The 25,362-nt window shown below is 71.5% G+C and carries 24 protein-coding genes; 21 read left to right on the forward strand and 3 right to left on the reverse strand.

Annotation, left to right across the window (positions count from 1 at the left end):
* The first annotated feature begins 32 nt into the window (after positions 1-32).
* From ispG to rbfA, 6 genes are all read left to right on the forward strand, one after another.
* Entirely contained in the window at positions 33-1,166 is a 1,134-nt protein-coding gene (gene ispG / locus HUN58_RS06870) for a flavodoxin-dependent (E)-4-hydroxy-3-methylbut-2-enyl-diphosphate synthase (RefSeq protein ID WP_058742895.1), read from the forward strand.
* A gap of 37 nt (positions 1,167-1,203) precedes the next feature.
* On the forward strand, positions 1,204-2,958 hold the full coding sequence (locus HUN58_RS06875; protein ID WP_208745445.1) for a proline--tRNA ligase: 1,755 nt from the start codon (positions 1,204-1,206) through the stop codon (positions 2,956-2,958).
* Positions 2,959-3,155: 197 nt separating this feature from the next.
* On the forward strand, positions 3,156-4,151 hold the full coding sequence (nusA, locus tag HUN58_RS06880) for a transcription termination factor NusA (protein ID WP_058742891.1): 996 nt from the start codon (positions 3,156-3,158) through the stop codon (positions 4,149-4,151).
* 211 nt (positions 4,152-4,362) lie between these two features.
* Positions 4,363-4,677, forward strand: a complete 315-nt coding sequence (locus HUN58_RS06885; RefSeq protein ID WP_180225374.1) for a YlxR family protein — start codon at positions 4,363-4,365, stop codon at positions 4,675-4,677.
* 75 nt (positions 4,678-4,752) lie between these two features.
* The gene (gene infB / locus HUN58_RS06890) at positions 4,753-7,584 is read left to right on the forward strand and encodes a translation initiation factor IF-2 (protein WP_114849986.1); all 2,832 of its coding nucleotides are present in this window, start codon (positions 4,753-4,755) and stop codon (positions 7,582-7,584) included.
* 89 nt (positions 7,585-7,673) lie between these two features.
* Complete coding sequence (gene rbfA, locus HUN58_RS06895; protein ID WP_058742112.1) at positions 7,674-8,117, forward strand: 30S ribosome-binding factor RbfA; 444 nt, start codon at positions 7,674-7,676, stop codon at positions 8,115-8,117.
* Between the two features lie 3 nt (positions 8,118-8,120).
* Here rbfA and HUN58_RS06900 read toward each other — a convergent pair whose 3' ends face one another.
* Positions 8,121-9,020, reverse strand: coding sequence for an A/G-specific adenine glycosylase (locus tag HUN58_RS06900; protein ID WP_141861839.1), 900 nt, complete (start codon positions 9,018-9,020; stop codon positions 8,121-8,123).
* Between the two features lie 52 nt (positions 9,021-9,072).
* Between HUN58_RS06900 and HUN58_RS06905 the strand changes: the two genes are divergently transcribed.
* From HUN58_RS06905 to HUN58_RS06925, 5 genes are all read left to right on the forward strand, one after another.
* The gene (locus tag HUN58_RS06905) at positions 9,073-9,519 is read left to right on the forward strand and encodes a hypothetical protein (RefSeq protein ID WP_058742114.1); all 447 of its coding nucleotides are present in this window, start codon (positions 9,073-9,075) and stop codon (positions 9,517-9,519) included.
* A gap of 36 nt (positions 9,520-9,555) precedes the next feature.
* The gene (gene truB / locus HUN58_RS06910) at positions 9,556-10,524 is read left to right on the forward strand and encodes a tRNA pseudouridine(55) synthase TruB (protein ID WP_180225373.1); all 969 of its coding nucleotides are present in this window, start codon (positions 9,556-9,558) and stop codon (positions 10,522-10,524) included.
* Positions 10,521-10,886 carry a hypothetical protein gene (locus HUN58_RS06915; RefSeq protein WP_058742116.1) on the forward strand — a complete coding sequence of 122 codons (366 nt, stop codon included), beginning with the start codon at positions 10,521-10,523 and terminating at the stop codon, positions 10,884-10,886. Before truB ends, HUN58_RS06915 begins: the two co-directional genes overlap by 4 nt.
* A gap of 80 nt (positions 10,887-10,966) precedes the next feature.
* The gene (locus HUN58_RS06920; RefSeq protein ID WP_180225372.1) at positions 10,967-11,407 is read left to right on the forward strand and encodes a hypothetical protein; all 441 of its coding nucleotides are present in this window, start codon (positions 10,967-10,969) and stop codon (positions 11,405-11,407) included.
* A gap of 8 nt (positions 11,408-11,415) precedes the next feature.
* Positions 11,416-12,378, forward strand: a complete 963-nt coding sequence (locus tag HUN58_RS06925) for a bifunctional riboflavin kinase/FAD synthetase (protein ID WP_058742118.1) — start codon at positions 11,416-11,418, stop codon at positions 12,376-12,378.
* A gap of 133 nt (positions 12,379-12,511) precedes the next feature.
* On the opposite strand, the gene HUN58_RS06930 is transcribed toward HUN58_RS06925, so the two are convergent.
* On the reverse strand, positions 12,512-13,744 hold the full coding sequence (locus HUN58_RS06930) for a DUF349 domain-containing protein (protein ID WP_180225371.1): 1,233 nt from the start codon (positions 13,742-13,744) through the stop codon (positions 12,512-12,514).
* 111 nt (positions 13,745-13,855) lie between these two features.
* Positions 13,856-14,671, reverse strand: a complete 816-nt coding sequence (locus tag HUN58_RS06935; protein WP_180225370.1) for a peptidylprolyl isomerase — start codon at positions 14,669-14,671, stop codon at positions 13,856-13,858.
* Positions 14,672-14,799: 128 nt separating this feature from the next.
* On the opposite strand from HUN58_RS06935, the gene HUN58_RS06940 reads away from it, so the two are divergent.
* The 10 genes from HUN58_RS06940 to HUN58_RS06985 form a co-directional block, all read left to right on the forward strand.
* Positions 14,800-16,182: a replication-associated recombination protein A gene (locus tag HUN58_RS06940; RefSeq protein WP_180226019.1), complete on the forward strand. Its 1,383-nt coding sequence runs from the start codon at positions 14,800-14,802 to the stop codon at positions 16,180-16,182.
* A gap of 265 nt (positions 16,183-16,447) precedes the next feature.
* Entirely contained in the window at positions 16,448-17,077 is a 630-nt protein-coding gene (gene rpsD / locus HUN58_RS06945) for a 30S ribosomal protein S4 (RefSeq protein ID WP_058742120.1), read from the forward strand.
* A 129-nt stretch (positions 17,078-17,206) separates the two neighbouring features.
* Entirely contained in the window at positions 17,207-17,401 is a 195-nt protein-coding gene (locus HUN58_RS06950) for a hypothetical protein (RefSeq protein WP_114849980.1), read from the forward strand.
* Between the two features lie 59 nt (positions 17,402-17,460).
* Positions 17,461-20,118 carry an alanine--tRNA ligase gene (alaS, locus tag HUN58_RS06955; RefSeq protein WP_180225369.1) on the forward strand — a complete coding sequence of 886 codons (2,658 nt, stop codon included), beginning with the start codon at positions 17,461-17,463 and terminating at the stop codon, positions 20,116-20,118.
* 8 nt (positions 20,119-20,126) lie between these two features.
* Positions 20,127-20,570, forward strand: coding sequence for a Holliday junction resolvase RuvX (gene ruvX, locus HUN58_RS06960; protein WP_058742143.1), 444 nt, complete (start codon positions 20,127-20,129; stop codon positions 20,568-20,570).
* 93 nt (positions 20,571-20,663) lie between these two features.
* A complete protein-coding gene (gene mltG, locus HUN58_RS06965) occupies positions 20,664-22,157 on the forward strand; it encodes an endolytic transglycosylase MltG (RefSeq protein WP_180225368.1) in 1,494 nt (497 codons plus the stop codon).
* A 69-nt stretch (positions 22,158-22,226) separates the two neighbouring features.
* The gene (gene aroC, locus HUN58_RS06970) at positions 22,227-23,447 is read left to right on the forward strand and encodes a chorismate synthase (protein ID WP_180225367.1); all 1,221 of its coding nucleotides are present in this window, start codon (positions 22,227-22,229) and stop codon (positions 23,445-23,447) included.
* A complete protein-coding gene (locus HUN58_RS06975) occupies positions 23,444-23,986 on the forward strand; it encodes a shikimate kinase (RefSeq protein ID WP_338084835.1) in 543 nt (180 codons plus the stop codon). Before aroC ends, HUN58_RS06975 begins: the two co-directional genes overlap by 4 nt.
* 11 nt (positions 23,987-23,997) lie before the next feature.
* Positions 23,998-25,080: a 3-dehydroquinate synthase gene (gene aroB, locus HUN58_RS06980; RefSeq protein ID WP_114850127.1), complete on the forward strand. Its 1,083-nt coding sequence runs from the start codon at positions 23,998-24,000 to the stop codon at positions 25,078-25,080.
* 102 nt (positions 25,081-25,182) lie between these two features.
* On the forward strand, positions 25,183-25,362 hold a 180-nt coding region (locus HUN58_RS06985), incomplete at its 3' end, for a leucine zipper domain-containing protein (protein ID WP_208745724.1).

Raw genomic sequence — 25,362 nt, forward strand, 5'->3', positions numbered from 1 at the left:
GAGTGCACCTCGTGCCAGCAGTGAACCTCGGTCTGCCGAAAGTCCCCGAAACCCTGAGCCCGCGTCGGAAGTCGCGGCAGATCCGGGTGGGCAAGGTCCTCGTGGGCGGCGACGCACCTGTCTCGGTGCAGTCGATGACCACCACGCCGACGACGAACATCAACGCGACGCTGCAGCAGATCGCCGAGCTCACCGCCTCCGGGTGCGACATCGTGCGCGTCGCGGTCCCGAGCCAGGACGACGCCGACGCGCTGCCGATCATCGCGAAGAAGTCGCAGATCCCGGTCATCGCCGACATCCACTTCCAGCCGAAGTACGTCTTCCAGGCCATCGACGCCGGGTGCGCCGCCGTCCGTGTGAACCCGGGCAACATCCGCAAGTTCGACGACCAGGTCGGCGCGATCGCCCGGGCCGCGAAGGACGCGGGCGTCTCGCTGCGCATCGGTGTGAACGCCGGGTCGCTCGAGCCGAGCCTGCTGCAGAAGTACGGCAAGGCCACGCCCGAAGCACTGGTCGAGTCCGCCGTGTGGGAAGCGTCCCTGTTCGAGGAGCACGACTTCCACGACTTCAAGATCTCGGTCAAGCACAACGACCCGATCGTCATGGTGAAGGCCTACCGGCAGCTCGCCGCCGCGGGGGACTGGCCGCTGCACCTCGGCGTGACCGAGGCCGGCCCGGAGTTCCAGGGCACGATCAAGAGCGCCACGGCGTTCGGCATCCTGCTCGCCGAGGGCATCGGCGACACCATCCGCGTCTCGCTCTCCGCGCCGCCCGCGCAGGAGGTCAAGGTCGGCCTGCAGATCCTGCAGTCGCTCAACCTGCGGGAACGCAAGCTCGAGATCGTCTCGTGCCCGAGCTGCGGCCGCGCACAGGTCGACGTCTACCAGCTCGCCAACGACGTCACGAAGGGGCTCGAGGGCATGACCGTCCCGCTCCGCGTCGCCGTCATGGGCTGCGTCGTGAACGGTCCCGGCGAAGCGCGCGAGGCAGACCTCGGCGTCGCGTCCGGCAACGGGAAGGGACAGATCTTCGTGAAGGGGCAGGTCATCAAGACCGTCCCGGAGCGCGAGATCGTGCAGACCCTCATCGAGGAGGCCAACCGGCTCGCCGACGAGATGGGCCCGGACGCCACGACGGGTTCGCCCCAGGTCGTCACGACCCCGTAGTCGCGGGGAGGGCCGCGTGCGCCGCTAGGCTTGCCCCGTGGTCACACGGCTCTCCCATCTCTTCCTCCGCACGCTCCGCGACGACCCCTCCGACGCCGAGGTGACGAGCGCGAAGCTGCTCGTCCGCGCCGGCTACGTCCGTCGTCAGTCCCCAGGGATCTTCGCGTGGCTGCCGCTCGGCCTGCGCGTCCGCCGCCGCATCGAGGACATCGTCCGCCAGGAGATGGTGGCCGCCGGCGCGCAGGAGGTCCTGCTGCCCGCGCTCCTGCCGCGTGAGCCCTACGAGGCGACGAACCGCTGGGCCGAGTACGGCGAGGGGATGTTCCGCCTGCAGGACCGCAAGGGCGCCGACTACCTGCTCGCGCCCACACACGAGGAGATGTTCGCGCTCCTCGTGAAGGACCTGTACGGCTCGTACAAGGACCTCCCGGTCACGCTGTTCCAGATCCAGGACAAGTACCGCGACGAGGCCCGGCCGCGCGCCGGACTCCTGCGCGGGCGCGAGTTCACCATGAAGGACGCGTACTCGTTCGACCTCACGGACGAGGGCCTCGAGCGCAGCTACCAGGTCATGCGCGACGCCTACGAGCGCATCTTCGCCCGACTCGGCCTCGAGTACGTGATCGTCCAGGCGGACGCCGGCGCGATGGGCGGCTCGAAGTCCGAGGAGTTCCTGCACCCGATCGGCGTCGGCGAGGACACCTTCGTCCGGAGCGCCGGCGGCTACGCGGCGAACGTCGAGGCCTACGTCACCCCCGCGGCCGACAGCCTGCCGATCGAGGGGCAGCCGGACCCCGTGCGCCTGCCCGCGGCGGACACCCCGACGATCGACACGCTCGTCGCGCACGCCAACGACGCCGCCCCCCGCGCGGACCGTCGGTGGACGGCTGCGGACACCCTGAAGAACGTCGTGCTCGCCCTGACGCACCTCGACGGCACCCGCGAGGTCGTCGTCGTCGGGCTCCCCGGCGACCGGGACGTCGACCTGAAGCGCGCCGAAGTGGCCTTCGCGCCCGCCGAGGTCGAGGCGGCCGGCGACGACGACTTCAAGCGCCACCCCGGTGTGTTCGTGAAGGGCTACATCGGCCCGCAGGTCCTGGGCGCCGACAGCCCCTCGGGTATCCGGTACCTCGTCGACCCCCGGGTCGCCGAGGGGACCGCGTGGGTCACCGGTGCGAACGAGCGCGGTGTGCACGTCTCCGGCCTCGTGGCGGGTCGCGACTTCACCGCGGACGGCACCGCCGACGTCGCGGACGTCCGTGCCGGCGACCCCGCACCGGACGGCTCGGGCCCCCTCGAGACCGCCCGCGGCATGGAGATCGGGCACGTCTTCCAGCTCGGCCGCAAGTACGCCGAGGCCCTCGGACTCAAGGTCCAGGACGAGAACGGCAAGCTCGCGACCGTCACGATGGGTTCCTACGGCATCGGCGTCACGCGCATCATGGCGATCCTCGCCGAGGCGCACAACGACGAGAAGGGCCTCGCCTGGCCGAAGGAGATCGCACCGTTCGACGTGCACGTGGTCGCCACCGGCAAGGACGAGGTCGCCTACGACGTCGCGTCGTCGCTCATCGCGACCCTCGAGGACGAGCGGTACGACGTCGTCTACGACGACCGCCCGAAGGTCTCGCCCGGCGTGAAGCTCCGCGACGCCGAGCTCCTCGGCGTGCCCGTGGTCGTCGTCGCCGGTCGGGGCGCCGCCGACGGCGTCGTCGAACTGTGGGACCGGCGGTCCGGCGTCCGCCGCGACGTGCCGGTCGCGGAGCTGCTCGAGGCGGTCCGCGCGATCTGATCGCAACCCCCTGACGGACGGGCGCGCCCCGCTCGGCGGCGACGCGGAGCGCTGCGCGGGGCGCGCCGACCGAGCCTGCGAGGGAGGCGTGGCGGCTCCGCCACGCGCCTCCCGTCCCGTTCTGGGGTACGCTGGTCGCCGACTTCCGCGCAGATCCACCCCGCGGAGGCGACTCAGCTGAATACGGAGGCACCTCGGTGAAGATCGACCTCGCAGTCCTGCGACTCATGGAGCGCGAGCGGGAGATCCCGTTCGACGAACTCGTCCAGATCATCGAATCCGCCATCCTGACGGCGTACCAGAAGCACCGCGCGGAGAACGACGAGCCCGTCGACGCCCAGGCGCGTGTCGAGCTCGACCGCAAGTCCGGCGAGGTCTCGGTCTACGTGCCGGAGCGCGACGAGGAGGGCACCGTCGTCGGCGAGGCCGTCGACCAGCCGAGCGACTTCGGCCGCATCGCCGCCTTCGCCGCGAAGCAGGTCATCAACCAGCGCCTCCGCGACATCGGCGACGACAAGATCCTCGGGCAGTTCCGTGGCAAGGAGGGCGACATCGTCGCGGGCGTGATCCAGCAGGGTCCGAACCCGAAGATGGTGCACGTCGACCTCGGCACGGTCGAGGCGATCCTCCCGCCCGAGGAGCAGGTCCCGGGCGAGGAGTACAAGCACGGCAACCGCATCCGCGTCTACGTCACGAGCGTCGGCCGCGGGGCGAAGGGTCCGCAGATCACGGTCTCGCGCACGCACCCCGGGCTCGTCCGCAAGCTCTTCGCGCTCGAGGTCCCGGAGATCGCCTCCGGCGTCGTCGAGATCACCTCGATCGCCCGCGAGGCCGGGCACCGCACGAAGCTCGCCGTGAAGGCGAACGAGTCCGGCGTGAACGCGAAGGGCGCGTGCATCGGCGAGCTCGGTGCGCGCGTGCGTGCCGTGACGACCGAGCTCGGCGCGGAGAAGATCGACATCGTCGACTACTCGTCCGACCTGGCGTCCTTCGTCGCGAGCGCCCTGTCGCCGGCGAAGGTGACGAGCGCGTTCGTGCTCGACGCCTCGACGAAGGCCGTCCGCGCGCTCGTGCCGGACTACCAGCTGTCGCTCGCGATCGGCAAGGAAGGGCAGAACGCCCGCCTCGCCGCGAAGCTCACCGGCGCGCGGATCGACATCCAGCCGGACTCGATCCTGGACGGCGACGAGTAGGGATCGACATCCAGGCAGTGCCGGTCAGGGCTCGATCCTGGACGGCGACGAGTAGGGTCGACATCCAGGCAGTGCCGGTCAGGGCTCGATCCTGGACGGCGACGAGTAGCGGCTCCCGGCACCGGACGGCGGCTGTCGTCCGGTGCGTTTTCGCCCTCGGCGTGGCCCGGTCGGGCGCGCCGGATCGCGGTCGTCGGAGGTGAGGAGTAAGGTGGTTCCCGTCAGAACGTGCATCGGCAGTCGTCGCCGTGCTCCCCGGTCCTCCCTCCTCCGTGTCGTCGCCTCGAGCGACGGTCGCGTCGTGGCGGACCCGAAGGCAGTCATGCCGGGCAGGGGAGCGTGGCTCAACCCGACCGTCGAAGCCTACGAACTGGCCGTCAAGCGCCGGGCCTTCCGCCGGGCGCTCCGGCTGGATCGCGAACCCGACACGTCCGCAGTGCTCGACCACCTGCACGGCCTCGCAGCCGAGCAGTCGGGCGGACACCAGGACACGACAGAACAGGCTGAACGGCTTATGGACAACTGATGAGCGGCTCGAAATGAGACCCGTCATCCAGTGAGTCCTGCCCCCTTCGCGGGGTGGGACCCGTGAAGGAGAACAGTGGCAAAACCACGCGTACACGAGATCGCATCCGAACTCGGTGTCGACAGCAAGACCGCAATGGAGAAGCTCAAGGAGCTCGGCGAGTTCGTCAAGGGCCCGAGCTCCAGTGTGGAACCCCCCGTCGCGCGCAAGCTCCGTGCTGCGCTGCAGGCGTCCGGCGCCTCGTCGTCGGCTCCGGCAGCGTCGGCCACGCCGAGCGCGCCCGCCAAGACCGCAGCGCCGAAGTCGAGCGCGCCGAAGCCCGGCGGCCCCCGCCCGGGTCCGGCCCGTCCGGCACCGGCCCCGCAGCCCGAGCCCCAGGCGCAGGCCCCGGCCAGCGACGCCCCGGTGCCCGCTGCACCGAAGTCGGTCGCCCAGCGCCAGGCCGAGGCCGAGGCCGCACGCAAGGCCGCAGCCGACGAGAAGGCCGCGAGCCAGGCGTCCGGTGGCACGACCGCGCCGAAGGGTGACGCCGTCAAGCCCGGCGGTTCCCCGAAGCCGGGCGCAGCAGCCGGCCCGAAGCCGGGTGGCCCGAAGCCGGGCGCACGTCCCGGCAACAACCCCTACGCGTCGAGCCAGGGCATGGGCTCGCGCCCGCCGCGTCCGGGCAACAACCCGTACTCCTCGAACCAGGGCATGGGACAGCGTCCCGCCGGCGGCGCCGGTGGCGGCAACGGCATCCCGCGTCCGGCACCGCCGCGTCCGGGCGCCCCGCGTCCCGGTGCGCCGCGTCCGGGTGGCCCCGGTCAGGCGAACCGTCCCAACGGTTTCGGGCAGCGCCCGGGCCAGGGTGGCGGCCGTGGTGGCCCCGGCGGTCGTCCGGGTGCCCCGGGTGCCGGCGGCGGCTTCCCGCGTCCGGCGTTCTCCGGCCCGCGTCCCGCCGGTGGCGGTGGCCGTGGTCGTGGCCCCGGTGGTGGGACCGCCGGTGCGTTCGGTCGCGGTGGTGGCAAGAGCCGTGCCCGCAAGTCGAAGCGGACGAAGCGCGCCGAGTACGAGATGCGGCAGGCGCCGTCGCTCGGCGGCGTGCAGGTCCCTCGTGGCGACGGCAACACGGTCGTCCGTCTGCGCCGTGGTGCGAGCATCTCGGACTTCGCGGACAAGATCGACGCGATGCCCGGCAACCTCGTGACGGTGCTGTTCCACCTCGGTGAGATGGCGACCGCCACGGAGTCCCTGGACGAGGCCACGTTCGAGGTCCTCGGCGAGGAGCTCGGCTACAAGATCCAGATCGTCTCGCCCGAGGACGAGGACCGTGAGCTCCTCGAGGGCTTCGACATCGACCTCGATGCCGAGCTCGAGGACGAGGACGACGACGTGCTGCAGCAGCGGCCGCCGGTCGTCACCGTCATGGGCCACGTCGACCACGGCAAGACCCGCCTCCTCGACGCGATCCGCAACTCGAAGGTCGTCGAGGGCGAGGCCGGTGGCATCACCCAGCACATCGGTGCGTACCAGATCACGACCGAGCACGAGGGCATCGACCGCCCGATCACCTTCATCGACACCCCGGGTCACGAGGCGTTCACCGCCATGCGTGCCCGTGGTGCCCAGGTGACGGACATCGCGATCCTCGTGGTCGCGGCGGACGACGGCATCATGCCCCAGACGATCGAGGCACTGAACCACGCGCAGTCGGCCGGTGTGCCGATCGTGGTCGCGGTGAACAAGATCGACAAGGAGGGCGCGAACCCGGCGAAGGTCCGGCAGCAGCTCACCGAGTACAACCTGGTGGCCGAGGAGTACGGCGGCGACGTCATGTTCGTCGACGTGTCGGCGCGCAACAACGTCGGCATCCAGGACCTCCTCGACGCCGTGCTGCTCACCGCCGACGCGGGTCTCGACCTGCGTGCGAACCCCGACAAGGACGCACGCGGTGTCGCGATCGAAGCCCGACTCGACAAGGGTCGCGGTGCGGTCGCCACGGTGCTCATCCAGTCCGGCACGCTCCACGTCGGTGACGCCATCGTGGCGGGTACGGCCTACGGCCGCGTCCGTGCGATGACCGACGAGGACGGCAACGCGGTCACTGCCGCGACGCCGAGCCGCCCGGTCCAGGTGCAGGGTCTGTCGTCGGTGCCGCGCGCCGGTGACACGTTCCTCGTCACCGAAGAAGACCGCACGGCCCGTCAGATCGCCGAGAAGCGTGAAGCCGCCGAGCGCAACGCCCAGCTGGCCAAGGCCCGCAAGCGCATCTCGCTCGAGGACTTCACCCGCGCACTCGAAGAGGGCAAGGTCGACTCGCTCAACCTCATCATCAAGGGTGACGTCTCCGGTGCCGTCGAGGCACTCGAGCAGTCGCTCCTGGACATCGAGGTCGACGACAGCGTCCAGCTCCGGATCCTGCACCGCGGCGTCGGTGCGATCACGGAGTCGGACATCGACCTGGCCACGATCGACAACGCGATCGTCGTCGGCTTCAACGTCCGCCCGGACGTCAAGGCCCGCGAGCGTGCGGCGCGCGAAGGCATCGACGTGCGCTTCTACTCGGTCATCTACAACGCACTCGAGGACATCGAGCAGTCCCTCAAGGGCATGCTCAAGCCCGAGTACGAAGAGGTCCAGTCGGGTGTCGCCGAGATCCGCGAGGTGTTCCGCTCCTCGAAGTTCGGCAACATCGCCGGTGTCATCGTCCGCTCCGGCACGATCACGCGCAACGCCAAGGCGCGCGTCATCCGTGACGGTGTGGTGCTCGCCGACGGACTGGCCATCGAGTCGCTGCGTCGTTTCAAGGACGACGTCACCGAGGTCCGCACGGACTTCGAGGCCGGTATCGGTCTGGGCAAGTACAACGACATCCAGGTCGGTGACGAGATCGAGACCACAGAGCTCGTCGAGAAGCCTCGCGACTGACGCCTGGCTAGTCTGGACCCCGCTCCTCCCTCGGGAGGGGCGGGGTCCACCCGTTCCACCAGAAGAATCCCTGCCCCAGGAGGCACCCAATGGCCGATCCGCAGCGCGCACGCAAGATGGCGGACCGCATCAAGGAAGTCGTCGCTCGTCGACTCGACAAGGGTCTGCGCGACCCGCGTCTCGGCTTCGTCACGATCACCGACGTCCGCGTCACCGGGGACCTGCAGCACGCCTCGGTCTTCTACACCGTCTACGGCTCCGACGAGGAGCGTGCCGACTCCGCCGCGGCGCTCAAGGCCGCGACCGGCATGCTCCGGAGCGAGGTCGGCAAGAACATCACGGCACGGCTCACCCCCTCGCTCGAGTTCATCGCCGACGCCCTGCCGGAGACCTCGGCGCACATGGAGGACCTGCTCGCCCAGGCGCAGATGCGCGACGCGCAGGTGAAGGCGGCCTCGGCCGGTGCGCAGTACGCCGGCGACGCCGACCCGTACAAGCACGACGACGAGGACGAGGACGACGACCGCGCCTGACCCTCACGCACTCGGGAGCGTGTACCCGCCCGCATCGTCCCCGACGGCCAGCCCGTCGCGGAGGAGCGAGGTGAGGGCACGCTCCCGCTGTGCGTCGTCCGGCCAGACCAGGTCGATCTCGGAACGGAGCACGGGGACGTCGCTCGACCGCAGCTCGGCCATGATCAGGCCGCGCACCTGCCGGTCGCTCCCGGCGAAGCGCGCCTGCTTCGGTGCTCGCGGTCCGTCGTGCTCCGGGTACCCCGCGGCGCGCCAGGCGCACCGGTCGGCGATCGGGCAGGTGTCGCACGCGGGGGAGCGGGCGACGCAGACCAGCGCCCCGAGCTCCATCGCGGCCGCGTTCGTCGCCGCCGCCAGGTCGCGTTCCTCGGGCAGCACGGACGCCATCAGCGGCAGGTCCTGCTTCGCCTTCGCCGGTCCCGGCTCGCCCTGCCCGAGCAGCGCGCGGGCGAGGACCCGCCGGACGTTGACGTCGACGACCGGGTGGCGGTCGCCGTACGCGAACACCGCGACGGCACGCGCGGTGTAGTCACCGATCCCCGGCAGCGCGAGCAGGGCGTCGACGTCCCGCGGCACGACGTTGTCGTGCTGTTCCGCGATGGCGGTCGCCGCCGCGTGCAGCGCGAGCGCGCGACGCGGGTAGCCGAGCCGGTCCCAGGCACGCACCGCGTCCGCCGGGGGTGACGCCGCGAGGTCCGCAGGCGTCGGCCACCGGGTGAGCCACGCCTCCAGTCGGGGGACGACGCGCGCGACCTGCGTCTGCTGCAGCATGACCTCGCTGACCAGCGTGCCCCACGCCGGGAAGCCGGGGCGGCGCCACGGCAGGTCACGCGCCTCGGCGCGGAACCAGGCGACCAGCGGGGTCGCGAGGTCGGGTCGGGTCGCGTCCGACGGTTCGTCCACAGGAGGACGGGAGGCTCCGCTCGCGTTCACCACGACAGCCTACGGTGGGTGCATGGCACGCTGGGCACCGCAGGAGACCGACACGTACGCCGCGATCGCGGGCGAGGTGATCGCGCAGGTGGGGACGAACCGCGCCGTGATCGGGGTGGACGGGCAGGACGGCACCGACCTCGAGCGCGTCGCCGCCGGCCTCGTCGCCGGCTTCGAGCAGCACGGTGTCCCCGCGATGGCGGCCGCCGCTCCCTCGGACGACGTCGACCGGCTCCGTGCGGACGTCGTGACGCCGTTCCGCACGACGGGCGCCGGCGACGGTGTCCTGGTCGTGCACGGGCACGGCCTGCTGGCGCCGGGGGCGCGGGGGCTGTGGCGCTGGTCGCTGTGGGTCGAGCGCGAGGACGGGCGGCTCGAGCGCCGCGCGGACGTCAAGCTCGCCGCCTCCGCGATCCTGGACGCGACCGACCCCGAGCACCCGCGGCGCAACTGGAACGACGCCTGCTGAGCGCCGGCCCCGCAGCGCCGCTGGTACCCTCGTCCGGTGCTCGCTTCCGTGCCTGACGGCATCCTCCTCGTCGACAAGCCGCAGGGCATCTCGAGCCACCGCGTCGTCTCGATCGCCCGCCGCCGCCTCGGCCTGAAGAAGATCGGGCACGCCGGGACGCTCGACCCGATGGCGACCGGCCTGCTCATCCTGGGCGCCGGCCCCTCCACGCGTCTGCTGACGCACCTGGTCGGCCTCGGCAAGACCTACACCGCGACCATCCGGCTCGGCGTGTCGACGGACTCGGACGACGCCGACGGCACCCCGACCGCCGCACCGGGCGTCCTCGGCGCCGACGTCGGCGAGGCCGCGGTCGACCGCGCCGTGGCGGGGCAGCGTGGCACGATCGACCAGGTGCCCTCCACCGTGAGCGCGATCAAGGTCGACGGGCGTCGCGCCTACGACCTCGCGCGGAAGGGCGAGGAGGTCGTCCTGCGCTCCCGCACCGTCACGGTGTCCCGCTTCGACGTGACCGCGCGCACCGAGCACACGGTCCGCGTGGACGGCGCCGACGTCGCCGTGGTCGACCTCGACGTCGTCGTCGACTGCTCGTCGGGAACGTACGTCCGCGCCCTCGCCCGGGACGTCGGGGCCGCGCTCGGCACCGGCGGCCACCTCACCGCGCTCCGTCGGACGGCGGTGGGTCCGTTCGACGTCGCCGACGCGGTCGACCTCGAGGACGACGACGTGGACGTCCTCGGCGCGCTCGCCCGGCCGGCGGACGTCGCGCGGCGGCTCTTCCCGAGCGTGTCGCTCGACCCGCAGGCGGCGAAGGACCTGACGGACGGCAAACGGGTCGCCGCCGACCACCCGGACGACGACGGCCCCGTCGCGGCGGTCGCGACGGCGGACGACCGGCTCGTCGGACTCGTGTCGGTCCGGCGCGGGCGACTCCGCGTCATCACGAACTTCCCCGCGCCGGCGTCCGCCGCTGCGGACGCCGACCGGAGCGGAGCCGACGCGTGATCGAGTGGTTCATGTGGGTGCAGCTCGTGCTCGCGGTCGTCGTGGGGATCTTCACGGTCGTCGTCGGGTTCGTCGGGTGGAAGCCGAACGACTACACGGTCGGAGCGCTCGCCCTCATCGAGGTGCTGCTGCTCGCCCAGGGGGTCGTGTCGCTCGTGCTGCCGGCCGTCGGGTCGCCGCCGCAGGGCAACGGCCTCGAGTTCGGCGTGTACGCGGTGTCGGTGCTGCTCGTCCCGCCGGCGGCCATCGTCTGGGCGCTCATCGACCGCACCCGCTGGAGCACGGTCGTCCTCGGCGCCGGTGCGTTCACCGTCGCGGTGATGGTCTACCGGATGTACCAGATCTGGTTCGCGCTGAACTGACCAGCGCCGACCGGGTGCTCGGGGCGGACAGCGGCCCGGGCTGGCATCGGGTGTCCCAGGGCGTCGGTAGACTCGGTGCCGTGGCGACCAGATCCTCCCTCGCGACCGGTGTCGGCCGTGTCTTCATCGCCGTCTACGGCATCCTCGCCCTCGCCGCGACGGGACGCAGCGTCGTGCAGATCATCGAGAAGTTCTCGCACGCGCCGTTCGCCTACACGCTCAGCGCGGTGGCGGCGGTCGTGTACATCGTCGCGATGATCGCCCTCATCGCCCCCGGCCGGGTCTGGTACCGGGTCGCCTGCGTGACGATCGGCTTCGAGATGGCCGGCGTGCTGATCGTCGGCACGCTGTCCCTGGTCGACCGACAGCTCTTCCCGGACGACACCGTCTGGTCGTACTACGGCCTCGGCTACGTCTTCGCGCCGCTCGTGCTGCCGATCGCCGGGCTCTGGTGGCTCCGCAAGCACCACCGCACGGCTGCCGCCGAGCCCGCCCGCAGCACCGTCGCGGCCGGCGAGTAGGGGCCCGCGTGCAGTTCTACGACGACCCTGCCGACGTCGCCTCGGGCTTCGGACCGAGCGCGGTGACGATCGGCAAGTTCGACGGCGTGCACGTCGGCCACCGCGCCGTGATCGCGCACCTCGAGCGTGCCGCACGCGAACAGGGGCTCGTGTCGACCGTCGTCACCTTCGACCGGCACCCGCTCAGCGTCATCGACCCGAGCCGGGTCCCGCCGGCCCTCACGAGCACTGCGCAGCGCCGTGAGCTCCTGGAGTCCGTCGGGGTCGACGCGACCCTGCTGCTCCGCTTCGACGAGCACCTGCAGACGCAGGCGCCGGAGTCGTTCGTGTCCGACGTGCTCGTCGACACGCTGCACGCCCGGCTCGTCTTCGTCGGCAGCGACTTCCGCTTCGGTGCCCGCGGTGCCGGCGACGTCGCCCTGCTGCGGGCGCTGGGGGAGCGGCACGGGTTCACGGTCGAGCTCATCGACGACGTCGACCTGCGGGACGACGTCCGCGAGTCGAACGAGCGCCGCGTGTCCTCCACGTGGATCCGCGAGCTCCTGGGTCAGGGCCGGGTGGCCGAGGCCGCGCGACTGCTCGGGCGAGAGCACGCCGTCCGCAGCACCGTCGTGCACGGCAACCAGCGCGGCCGTGCGATGGGCTACCCGACCGCGAACCTCGACCCGGCGTGCGAGGGCTTCGTGCCCGCCGACGGGGTGTACGCCGCTCGGGTCCTGCACCGCGGCACGGTCTACCCCGCGGCTGTCTCGGTCGGGAACAACCCGACCTTCGAGGGCGTGCCCGCGAAGCAGATCGAGGCGCACCTGCTCGACGTCGACATCGACCTGTACGGCGAGACGATCTCGGTCCTGTTCGTGTCCTACGTCCGGGGCATGGTGGCGTTCTCCTCGATGGACGAGCTCGCTGCCCAGATGCGGCAGGACGACCTCGACATCCGACTGTTGCTCGGCATGCCCGCTCCCGTCTGACCCGGACCGAGCGTCGCCCGGTCGACGATCACCTGGTCGACGAAGGCCCCCGCACTCGCGGGGGCCCTCGTCGTGGACCGGGTGGTCAACCGCTCGGAGCTTCGACCACTCGGATTTTCAACCGCTCAGATCCTCAACCACCGAGCGCGTCGAGCCAGATCTTGCGGGCGTCGAGGGCTTCCTGCGCGTCCTTGATCTTCCGGGCGTTCCCGGAGGCCTGCGCCTCGGCGAGCTCGGCCTCGAGCTTGCCGATCGCGTCCTCGAGCTGGCTCGCGAGGCCGGTCTGACGGGCCTTGCGCTCCGGGTCCGACGCCTTCCAGTGCTGGTCCTCGAGGCTCCGCACATGGTCCTCGACCGCGCGCAGTCGGTCCTCGATGCGGCGGACGTCCCCGCGGGGGACCTTGCCGATCTCGTCCCAGCGGCGCTGGATGTCGGTGAGCGTGCGGCGCGCGGCGACGCGGTCGTGCTGCTGCAGGAGCGGCTCGGCCTCGGTGAGGAGCTCCTGCTTCGCGACGAGGTTGGCGGAGTACTCCTCGTTCTCCACCGCAGCCTCGGCGTGGCGCTGCTCGAACAGCACGTCACCGGCGGCCTTGAACCGCGCCCACAGCGCGTCGTCGTGGCGCTTGCCCGCCCGACCGGCGCGCTTCCACTCGTCCAGGAGTTCGCGGTAGGCGGGGATCCCGTCCGAGCCGCGCGAGGCGAGTGCCTCGGCCTGCTGCACGAGCTCCTGCTTGCGGCCCCGTGCGTCGCGGTGCTGCGCGTCGAGCTCGGAGTAGAACGCGCGGCGGTGCTGGTCCACCGTCGAGCGGGCGGCACGGAACCGCTTCCAGAGCTCGTTCGCCTCGTTCTTGGGCAGACGGGGACCGTCGTGCTGGTGCTGCTGCCACCGGGCGAACACGTCGTCGAGCTGTGCGGTGATCTGCTTCCACTGCGCACGCGCCGGATCGACGGCCGCGAGCTGCTCGGCTTCCTCGACCAGGGCGGTCCGGTGCGCGAGGGCGTCCGTCAGGGCCTGCTGCGCCTGCGCCTGCTGCTCCTTGGTCAGCGAACCGACCTGCTCGGAGAGCTTCGCGACGCGATCCTCGAGGGACTTCAGGTCACCGACGACCCGGGCCTCGGTCACCTGCGCGCGGAGGTGCTCGACGGTGCGGGCGACGTCGTTCGCCGAGGCACCGCGCTGGGTGCGCTGCTCCGCGATCTTCACCTGCCCCTCGAGGTCGGCGTACTTCCGCGCGAAGTACGCGAGCGCCTCGTCCGGGGTGGCGTCGGGGTACTCGCCGACCGCCTTCTCGGTGTCCTCGTACCGGACGTACACCGTCCCGTTCTCGTCGACCCGGCCCCAGGTCGTTGCTTCGTCAGGTCCCACAGGTCTCGCCTCGATCGTGGTCGTGCATCACCGACGTCACCGTCGGCACGGTCAGGTCGTCAGCCTATTGCACGGGAGGCCTCCGCGACCCGCGTCCGTGCGACCTGTGGACTACTGCTGTTCGGCGATGGTGGCGCCGGTGATCGTCGTCGCGACCTTCGGCTCGCCCGTGCCGTCGCTCCCGGGGGAGGCGATGCCCTTCGAGGTGATCTGGGACTCGAGCCGGTCGAGGCCGCTCGTCACCTTGCCCACCACGGTGTAGCCGCCCGTCGAGCCGTCGAGGGTCGTGTCGCCGTAGACGATGAAGAACTGCGTGGTCTGCGACGTCGGCGAGGACCCACGGGCGATCGCGATCGTGCCGGCGGGGTACTCCCCGTCGCTCGGCACGTTCTCGAGCGGCCCGTACTGGAACCCGGCGTCACCCGTCCCGTCGCCGTTCGCGGAGCCGCACTGCAGGAACTCGAAGTCGGCGCTGTCGGCGAGCCGGTGGCACGTCGTGCCCTCGTAGAACTGCTTCCGGATGAGGTCGATCTCGACGCTCGCGGCCTGCGGGGCGGCCTTGCCGTCGAGCTCGATGCCGAGCTCGACGTCCTTGTTCAGGGTCAGCGTGCCGGTCCAGGTCTTCCCGCCGGCGATGGACTTGCTCGGCACGTCTCCGGTGTCGCCCGCGGCACTGGCGGACGGGGTCGCCGTCGCGGTGGCCGACGTGCTCGCGCTGGTGTCCGCCTTCCCGGAGCCCTGCGTGCCCGCGTGGACGAGCTGGGACCCGGTCGCGAGCGCGGCGACCAGGACGAGCACCACCGCACCGACCGTGTTGTCCCGCACCCGGCGCCGGCGCTGCCGGTCGTGGAGCCCCTGACGGGCCTGGTACAGACGGAGCCGCTCGCGCGCCTCGCGGTTGTCGCGCGACTGGTTCTTCGGTGCCACGGTGCTGATCGGACCTCTCGTCGAGTGTGCCGCCGAGCGTAGCGGACGGCGCGGTGCGCCCGGCCTGGAGGCACGCCCACGTCGGTGGGTCGGCCTACGATCGACGCATGGCAGCGGATCGATCGGGCATGCGTGCGCCCACCACCGGCGGTCGCGCCGGCCTGGCACAGGGCTCGGTGCCGCTCGCTGTCCGGATGCGCCCCACCAGCCTCGACGAGGTGGCCGGGCAGCAGCACCTGCTCGGTCGCGGCAGTCCGCTCGTGCAGCTCGCGACGGGCACGCGCGAGAACCCGGGTGGGGTCTCGGTGATCCTCTGGGGGCCGCCCGGTACCGGCAAGACCACCCTCGCGCAGGCGATCGCGCGGCAGTCCGGTCGCGAGTTCGTCGAGCTCTCCGCGGTCACCGCCGGGGTCAAGGACGTGCGCGAGGTCATGGAGAAGGCCCTGACCCACCGCGACCTGTACGGCTCGACCACCGTGCTGTTCCTCGACGAGATCCACCGCTTCAGCAAGGCGCAGCAGGACGCCCTGCTGCCCGGCGTCGAGAACGGCTGGGTGATCCTCATCGCGGCGACGACCGAGAACCCGTCGTTCTCCGTCATCTCGCCGCTGCTGTCCCGGTCGCTGCTCCTGACGCTCAAGCCCCTCACGGACGCCGACCTCGGCATGCTCGTCGACCGCGCGGTCGAGGACCCACGGGGGCTCGGCGGGTCGGTCGTGCTCGGTGACGACGCCCGTGCGGCCATCGTGCGGCTGTCCTCCGGCGATGCCCGACGCGCTCTGACCGCGCTCGAGGCCGCGGCGTCCTCGGCCATCGCGGCCGCTGCCGACCCCGAGGACGCCGACGACGCGCCGCTCGACGGCGTCGACACCGTCCCGGTCGTCGACGCGGACACCGTGGCGGCCGCGGTGGACCGGGCGCTGCTCCGCTACGACCGCCAGGGCGACGAGCACTACGACGTCATCAGCGCGTTCATCAAGTCGGTGCGGGGGAGCGACGTCGACGCCGCGCTCCACTACCTGGCCCGCATGATCGAGGCGGGCGAGGACCCGCGGTTCATCGCGCGGCGCATCATCATCTCCGCGTCCGAGGACATCGGCATGGCGGACCCGCAGGCACTGCCCATAGCGGTCGCCGCGGCGCAGGCCGTCCAGCTCATCGGCATGCCCGAGGGCCGGATCCCCCTGGCCGAGGCGGTCGTGTACCTGGCCACCGCTCCGAAGTCGAACGCGTCCTACAACGGCGTGAACGCGGCGATCGCCGACGTCAAGGCCGGGCGGATGGGCGTCGTGCCGATGCACCTCCGTGACGCGCACTACCCCGGGGCGAAGCGGCTCGGGCACGGCAAGGGCTACGTCTACTCGCACGACGCCGAGCACGGGGTGGCCCGACAGCAGTACCTGCCCGACGTCCTCGACGGCACCGAGTACTACACGCCGACCGGCAACGGGTACGAGCGCGAGGTCGGTCCGCGCCTCGAGCGGCTCCGGAAGATCACCCGCGGCGAGTAGTGCTGGCACCGCGGGTCCAGATGCTGCTAACATTGCCGGGCCTACGTCCTGGTCCTCGCGTGCGGCTGCGCCGAGGACAGAGTCCCGCTCCGGCGGTACGGGGACAGAGGTTCGGACTGTAGCCGTCCGATCCCACAGGCTCATCCCTCTGGATCCCGTCGTCGGGACCGAACACGCCCGCGTGCTTGCAGTGCCCCCGGTACGCAGTGCCCGCGGACGGGTGGTGTCCGACGAGTCATTCAGTTCAGACAGAGAAAAGGACCCTGTGTCTACCAAGTCACGCACCCGCAGCAAGACCCGCCTCTCGCGCGCGCTCGGCATCCCGCTGACGCCGAAGGCGGCCCGCTACCTCGAGAAGCGCCCCTACGGCCCCGGTGAGCACGGCCGCACCCGCCGTCGTGCGGACAGCGACTACGCCGTCCGCCTCCGTGAGAAGCAGCGTCTGCGCGCCCAGTACGGCATCCGCGAGAAGCAGCTCCGCATCGTCTTCGAAGAGGCCCGCAAGACGAAGGGCCTGACCGGTGAGAACCTGGTCGAGCTCCTCGAGCAGCGCCTCGACGCCCTCGTGCTCCGTGCCGGCTTCGCCCGCACCACCGCGCAGGCCCGTCAGCTGATCGTGCACCGTCACATCATGGTCGACGGCAAGCTCGTCGACCGTCCGTCCTTCCGCGTGAAGGAGGGCCAGATGATCCACGTCAAGCAGCGCTCCGAGTCCCTCGAGCCCCTCCAGGTCGCCGCCGCCGGTGGTCACCTCGAGGTCCTGCCGAAGGTCCCGGGCTACCTCGAGGTCGAGATCGAGAAGCTCCAGGCCCGCCTGGTCCGTCGCCCGAAGCGCGCCGAGGTCCCCGTGACCTGTGAAGTGCAGCTCGTCGTCGAGTACTACGCAGCTCGCTGATCCACCGATCACACCCGAACGGCGGGTCGTCCTCTCAGGAGGACGGCCCGCCGTTCGGCGTACCGGAGGTTCCCCGCCACTAGACTCGTCGGGCACGCGCCGCCTGCGTGCGCGAGAGGGAGGGGCACCGTGAAGCAGCTGTTCTTCGTCGCCGTCGGCGTCGTCATCGGGTTCGCCGCAGCGCACCGGATCGCGAACACCCCGGGTGGCGCGCGCTTCTTCGCGGACGTGAACGCCCGGACCAAGGCCTTCACGGACGCCGTGGCCGACGGCTACCGGTCGCGGGACGCCGAGCTGCGCCCGTCCACCGACGTCGTCGACTGACCGCCCGAGCCGCGTCCCCGCGCACACCCTCCCACCGACTCCTCGACCCAGGAAGCACCATGCAGACCGCAGAGATCCGCCGCCGTTGGCTCCAGTACTTCGGCGACCGTGGGCACACCGTCGTCCCGTCCGCGTCGCTCGTCTCCGACGACCCGTCGCTCCTGTTCACGGTCGCCGGCATGGTGCCGTTCATCCCGTACCTGACGGGGCTCGTCCCGGCGCCGTACCCGCGCGCCACGAGCGTGCAGAAGTGCATCCGCACGAACGACATCGAAGAGGTCGGCAAGACCCCGCGGCACGGCACGTTCTTCCAGATGAACGGGAACTTCTCGTTCGGCGACTACTTCAAGGAGCAGGCGATCCAGTACGCCTGGGAGTTCCTGACGTCGTCGGAGTCCGACGGGGGCCTCGGCTTCGACCCGGAGGACCTGTGGGTCACCGTGTACGAGGACGACGACGAGGCGATCGCCTTCTGGAAGCAGCACTCGTCGCTGCCCGACGAGCGCATCCAGCGCCTGGGCAAGGACACCAACTACTGGTCGACCGGGCAGCCCGGTCCTGCTGGCCCCTGCTCGGAGATCTTCTTCGACCGCGGCCCGGCGTACGGCATCGACGGCGGTCCTGCGACGGACGACGACCGCTACGTCGAGATCTGGAACCTCGTGTTCATGCAGTACCAGATCCAGAACGTGCGGTCGAAGGTCGACTTCGACATCACGGGCGACCTGCCGAACCAGAACATCGACACCGGCATGGGCCTGGAGCGCGTCGCGTTCATCAAGCAGGGCGTCGACAACATGTACGAGATCGACCAGGTGCGCCCGGTCCTCGACAAGGCGGCCGAGATCTCCGGCCGCCGCTACGGCGCCGTGCACGAGGACGACGTCCGCATGCGCGTCATCGCCGACCACGTCCGCTCGTCGCTCATGCTCGTCGCGGACGGCGTGACGCCGTCGAACGAGGGACGCGGCTACATCCTCCGCCGACTCCTGCGCCGCACGGTCCGCGCGATGCGCCTGCTCGGCGTCGAGGGCGCCACCTTCCCCGAGCTCTTCCCGGCGTCGCGCGACGCGATGCGGGACGCCTACCCCGAGGTCGCGGAGCAGTACGACCGCATCGCGCGCACCGTCTACGCGGAAGAGGAGACCTTCCTCCGCACGCTCGCGCAGGGGACGACGATCCTCGACGTGGCCGTCGAGCGTGCGAAGCAGGACGGCGCCCCGTCGATCGGCGGCGACACGGCGTTCCTGCTGCACGACACGTTCGGCTTCCCGATCGACCTGACGATGGAGATGGCCGAGGAGGCGGGCGTCGTCGTCGACCGCACCGCGTTCGACACGCTCATGTCCGAGCAGCGTGCCCGCGCCAAGGCGGACGCGAAGAGCAAGAAGACGGCCCTCGCCGACCTCAGCGTCTACAGCGCCTTCCGCGCCGCGGGCGAGACCGTGTTCCTCGGCTACGACGCGCTCGAGGCGGAGTCCTCGATCCTCGGCATCATCGTCGACGGTGTCAGCGTGGACCGTGCGGTCGCGGGCGACATCGCCGAGGTCATCCTCGGTGAGACCTCGCTCTACGCCGAGAGCGGTGGCCAGGACGCGGACCAGGGCTCGATCATCGGCAACGGCTTCGACCTCGAGGTCCTCGACGTGCAGCGTCCGGTCGCCGGGCTCTGGAGCCACAAGGTCCAGGTCCGGTCCGGCGAGGTCGGGGTCGGCGACGCCGCGACCACCGTCGTCGACGCCGAGTACCGCCGCGGTGCGACCCAGGCGCACTCCGCGACCCACCTGGTGAACGCCGCGCTCCGCGACGTGCTCGGCCCGGAGGCGTTGCAGGCCGGTTCGTACAACAAGTCCGGCTACATGCGCCTCGACTTCTCCTGGTCGCAGCCGGTCTCGACGTCGACCCGCTCCGAGATCGAGGAGGTCGTGAACGCCGCGATCCGCTCCGACCTCGAGGTCTCCACCCGCGTGCTGCCGCTCGACGAGGCGAAGGCCCTCGGCGCCCAGGCGCTCTTCGGCGAGAAGTACGGCGCCGAGGTCCGCATGGTCGACATCGGCGGACCGTGGTCCCGTGAGCTCTGCGGTGGCACGCACGTCGCCTCGAGCGCCCAGGTCGGCCTCGTCAACCTGGTGGGGGAGTCGAGCGTCGGCTCGACGAACCGCCGCGTCGAGGCGCTCGTGGGACTCGAGGGCTTCCGGGACCTGGCGGTCGAGCGCACGATCGTCTCGCAGCTGTCCAGCGCGCTCAAGGCGCCCCGGCACGACCTGCCGGGACGTGTGCAGAGCCTGATGGAGGACCTCCGCGCCGCCCAGAAGCGCATCGCCGAGTTCGAGTCGGCGAACCTGCAGCAGCGGGTGCCGAGCATCGCGAAGCAGGCCACGACGGTCGGCGCGACGACGGTCGTCGCCGAGACGGTCGACGGCGTCCAGTCCGCCGACGACCTCCGTTCGCTCGCCACCGGCGTGCGCGCACAGCTCGGCGACGGTGCGTCCGTGGTCGTGCTCGGTGCCGTGGTGAGCGGAAAGCCCGTCGTGATCGTCGTGACGAACGACGCCGCGCGCGCTGCGGGGGTCCAGGCCGGACCCCTCGCGAAGGAGGCCGCGGGCGTGCTCGGCGGCGGCGGCGGCGGCAAGCCGGACCTGGCGCAGGGCGGCGGGACCGATCCGGCTGCGCTGCCGGCGGCCCTGCGTGCGGTGACCGCGCGCCTGGCGGGCTGACGGTGACGATGCGGTCCGGGCGACGACTCGGCATCGACGTCGGTCGCGCCCGGATCGGCGTCGCCGTGTGCGACCGGGACGGGTTGCTCGCCACCCCGGTCGAGACCGTGCGACGCGACGACAGCAGGGACCTCGGGCGCATCCTGGCGATCGCCGACGAGTACGACGTGCTCGAGGTCGTCGTCGGACTGCCGCTGTCGATGTCCGGCGGCGACACGCCGTCGACCGCCGACGCCCGCGCGTTCGCCGAGCGGATCGCACGGCACCGTCCGGTCCGGCTCGTCGACGAGCGTCTGTCGACCGTGACGGCCCAGCGCGGCCTGCACCAGGCGGGCAAGAACACGAAGAAGTCCCGGGCCGTGATCGACCAAGCGGCCGCTGTTATCATTCTGCAACACGCGCTCGACCACGAGCGTGCGTCCAGCGCCGCCCCCGGCGCCACGCTCCCCTGACCGGTCGGCCGACGACGAGGACGCCGCCACCGACCGTCGTACCCGGACCGACACCCCCAGGCGGAGCCCCCGACCCGAGGAACCGAGGATCCGTTGGCAGACGACCTGGACTGGAACGCGATCATCGCGCCCGGTGACGACGCCGACGGGCGCAAGCAGCCCGCGGTACGACCCGACGACACCGAGCGTCCGACGAGCGCCGACCAGCCGCTGTCCCGCCGCGAAGCCCGCGCCGCCGAGGCGGCCCGCGGTCGACGGGACGGCGACGACGCCGACAGCACGCGACCGACGTCGCCGGCCGACGCTCCCGTCGCGCAGCACCACGACGAGCTCCACCCCGAGGTGCGGGCGCTCCTGACCGGCGAGGTGCCGGCGGACGCAGCCCGGAACGCCGGACTCGTCGGTGGTGCCGCAGCCGCCGGTGGCGGTGCGGCACCCGGCGGCGGGGCCGCGGGAGGCGGCGGACGTGACGGCCGTGGCGGTGGAGGGCGATCCTCCAGGCCGCCGCGCGAGCCGCGACCGAAGCGACGACGCGGACCGCTGATCGCGGGGATCGTGATCGTGGCGGTCGTGCTCGCCGCCGGCGGCGGGGCGTACGCGTTCGCGGCACCGAAGATCCAACAGGTGATCGGCGCGATCAGCGGCGCCCAGGAGTCGGACGACTACTCCGGGTCCGGGACGAGCAAGGTCACCATCACGATCAAGCAGGGCGACATCGGCGAGGACGTCGCGAAGACGCTGCAGCGCAGCGGTGTCGTGAAGAGCTCGCAGGTGTTCTACAAGCTGCTGCTGACGTCGCCGAACGTGCAGTTCCAGCCGGGCTCCTACGCGCTCAAGAAGGAGATGAGCGCGAAGTCGGCCCTGGCGGCACTGCAGGACGAGAAGAACCGCGTGCAGGCCTCCATCGTCATCCCCGAGGGCACGGCCCTGCAGGACATCGAGGCCGGGATGGTCTCGAAGGCCGGTCTCACCAAGGAAGAGGTCTCGTCCGCGGCCGCCGACGTGCAGGCCTACGGGCTGCCGGCCGGCACCACGACGCTCGAGGGCTGGCTGTTCCCGGCCACGTACCCGATCAACCCGGGCTGGAGCGCGAAGCAGTACTTCCAGTCGATGGTCGACACGATGAAGCAGCACCTCGCCGCGGCGGGCGTCGCCGAGGCCGACCAGGAGCGCGTGATCATCTTCGCCTCGCTGGTGCAGAAGGAGGCCGGCGTCGCGGCCGACTTCCCGAAGGTCGCGCGCGTGTTCCAGAACCGTCTCGACCAGGGGATGGCGCTGCAGTCCGACGCGACCGTCGCCTACGGAACGGGGAACACCCACACCGTCACGACGACCGACAAGGAGCGGGCGGACGCGAGCAACCCGTACAACACCTACCAGCACAAGGGCCTGCCGCCGGCACCGATCTCGAACCCGGGTGACGTCGCGATCAAGGCCGTGACCCAGCCCGCGAGCGGGAACTGGCTGTACTTCGTCACCGTGAACCTGGAGACCGGTGAGACCGTGTTCTCGGACACCTACGCCCAGCACCAGGTCGCAGTGGCGCAGTTCCAGGCGTGGCTCCGGGCGCACCCGTCCTACCAGTGAGTCGATCGGGCCGGTGCGCCGGTCCGGCGGCCGCGTCGCACGGTGGTGCGCTGTGGGAGGATGGTCGACATGCTTCGTTGGTTGACCGCTGGTGAGTCCCACGGACCCGAACTGATCGCGATGCTCGAGGGCCTGCCCGCGGGTGTGCCGGTGTCGTTCGAGTCCATCCGCACCGACCTCGCACGGCGGAAGCTCGGGTACGGCCGGGGCTCCCGCATGAAGTTCGAGCAGGACGAGCTGCACGTCTCCGGCGGTGTCCGCCACGGGTTCTCGATCGGCAGCCCGATCGCCATCCGCATCGGCAACACCGAGTGGCCGAAGTGGGTCGAGGTGATGAGCCCCGAGCCCGTCGAGCAGACCGAGATGTCCCGCGGCCGCAGCGCCCCGCTGACCCGCCCGCGTCCGGGTCACGCCGACCTGGTCGGGATGCAGAAGTACGGTTTCGACGAGTCGCGTCCGATCCTCGAGCGCGCGTCCGCCCGTGAGACCGCGGCCCGCGTCGCGCTCGGCGCCGTCGCGAAGTCGTTCCTCGCCGAGCTCGGCATCCGGTCCGTCGCGCACACCCTGCAGGTCGGTACCGTCCGCGTGCCGGACGGCACGGACCTGCCGCAGCCCGACGACGTCGACCGGCTCGACGAGGACCAGCTGCGGTGCTTCGACGCCGAGACGTCCGCACGCATGGTCACCGAGGTCGAGGCCGCGAAGAAGGACGGCGACACCCTGGGCGGGGTCGTCGAGGTCCTGTTCTACGGCGTCCCCCCGGGGCTCGGTTCCCACGTGCAGTGGGACCGTCGACTCGACGCCCGTCTGGCCGCCGCGATCATGGGCATCCAGGCGATCAAGGGCGTCGAGGTCGGTGACGGCTTCGCGACCGCCGCGCGACGGGGGTCGGCGGCGCACGACGAGCTGTACCGCGAGGACGGCGAGATCATCCGCACGAGCGACCGCGCCGGCGGAACCGAGGGCGGCATGTCGACCGGTACCGTGCTGCGCGTCCGCGCCGGCATGAAGCCGATCGCGACGATCCCGCACGCCCTGCACACCATCGACGTCGCCACGGGCGAGGACGCCTCGGCGCACCACCAGCGCAGCGACGTCTGCGCGGTGCCCGCCGCCGGCGTCGTCGCCGAGGCCATGGTCGCGCTCGTGCTCGCCGACGCCGTGCTCGAGAAGTTCGGCGGGGACAGCCTCGCCGAGACGAAGCGGAACCTCGACGGCTACCTGGCCGCGATCCCGGAGACGCTCCGCTCCCGGCGGACCGACGCCGCCGAGCCCTCGACCGCCTGGTGAGCACGCCCGACCGGGCGCCGCACGGGCCGGTCGTCGTGATCGGCCCGATGGGCGCCGGCAAGTCGAGCGTCGGCAAGCGCGTCGCGAAGGCGCTCGGCGTGCCGTTCACCGACACCGACCGGGTCATCGCGCGCGAGCACGGCCCGATCCCGGGCATCTTCGCGGAGCGCGGGGAGCCGGCGTTCCGGGAGCTCGAGGCCCGGGCCGTCCGGGACGCGATCGCCACCGGCGGGGTCGTCTCGGTCGGCGGGGGAGCCGTCACCCACGCGGACACCCGGGACGCCATGGCCGGGGCACGGGTCGTGCTCCTGACCGTCTCACCCGAGGCCGTGGCCGAACGCATCGCCGGCAGCGACCGCCCGCTGCTCGCCCAGGGCGGCATCGACGCCTGGCAGACGATCCTGGACGCCCGGGCCGCCACCTACGCCGAACTGGCGCACGCCACCTTCGACACCTCGCGGCGGCCGATGTCGCACGTCGTGCAGGACGTCGTCGCGTGGGTGACCGCGCAGGACACCACCACCGGAGGGACACCGTGACCGAGTCGAACCTGCCCGAGGGCACCACCGAGATCCGGGTCGGCGGTGACGGCGGGTACGTCGTCGCGGTCGGGAACGGCCTGCTCGGGTCCGTCCCCGCGCTGCTCGGTCCGCGCGTCGCCAAGGTGCTGATCGTGCACGCCCCGACGCTCGGCGCCCGGGCGAACGAGCTCCGCGAGATGCTCGCGGACGCCGGACTCGAGGCGCTCATCGCCGAGGTGCCGGACGCCGAAGGGGCCAAGCGCGTCGAGGTGGCGGCCTTCTGCTGGCAGGTCATGGGCCAGGCGGACTTCACCCGCACGGACGCCGTGATCGGGCTCGGCGGCGGTGCGGTCACGGACCTCGCCGGCTTCGTCGCGGCGACGTGGCTCCGCGGCGTCCCCTTCCTGGCGATCCCGACGAGCGTGCTCGGCATGGTCGACGCGAGCGTCGGGGGCAAGACCGGCATCAACACGAACGAGGGCAAGAACCTGGTCGGGGTGTTCTCCGCGCCGCGCGCCGTGGTCGTGGACCTCGACCTGGCACGGACGCTGCCCCGGAACGAGATCCTGACCGGGTTCGCCGAGATCGTGAAGGCGGGGTTCATCGCCGTGCCGGAGATCCTCGACGTCATCGAGGCCGACGTCGCACGCGTCACGGACCCGACGACGCCCGAGTTCCGCCGCGTCGTCGAGCTCGCGATCGCGCTCAAGGCCGAGGTCGTCTCGGACGACTTCACCGAGCAGGGCCGTCGCGAGGTCCTCAACTACGGGCACACGCTCGGCCACGCCATCGAGCACGCCGAGCGCTACCAGTGGCGACACGGCGCGGCGGTCTCGGTCGGGATGGTGTTCGCGGCCGAGCTCGCGCGGCTGACCGGGCACCTCGACGACGCCACGGTGGACCGGCACCGCTCGATCCTGGAGTCGCTCGAGCTCCCGACGTCCTACGGGCTCGGCCGGTGGGAGGGGCTGCTCGCGACGATGCGTCGGGACAAGAAGGCCCGGGCCGGCATGCTGCGGTTCATCATCCTGGACGGGGTCGGCAAGCCGGTCACGCTCGAGGGGCCCGAGGACCACCTGCTCTTCACCGCGTACCAGGAGGTCGGGGTCTAGGTGTACCCGGCCGTGACGTTGGTGACACTGCGGGGCTTGTGACTCAGCGAGGCCTCCTGGCTTGATGGAGCTGTCTAGTTCTGCCATCGCCAGGAGGCCTCTGTGTCCCACGCTAATGCCCGTCTGACCCTGCACGGCCGGCGGCTGCTCATTACTCGCGTCATTGATGACCGTCGTCCCGTCGCGCACGTTGCCAAGGAGCTCGGCATCTCGCGTCAGTGCGCGCACCGGTGGGTTCGTCGGTTTCGGGCTGACGGCGCCATCGGATTACTGGACCGGTCA

The organism is Curtobacterium sp. Csp1 (genome assembly GCF_013347185.1).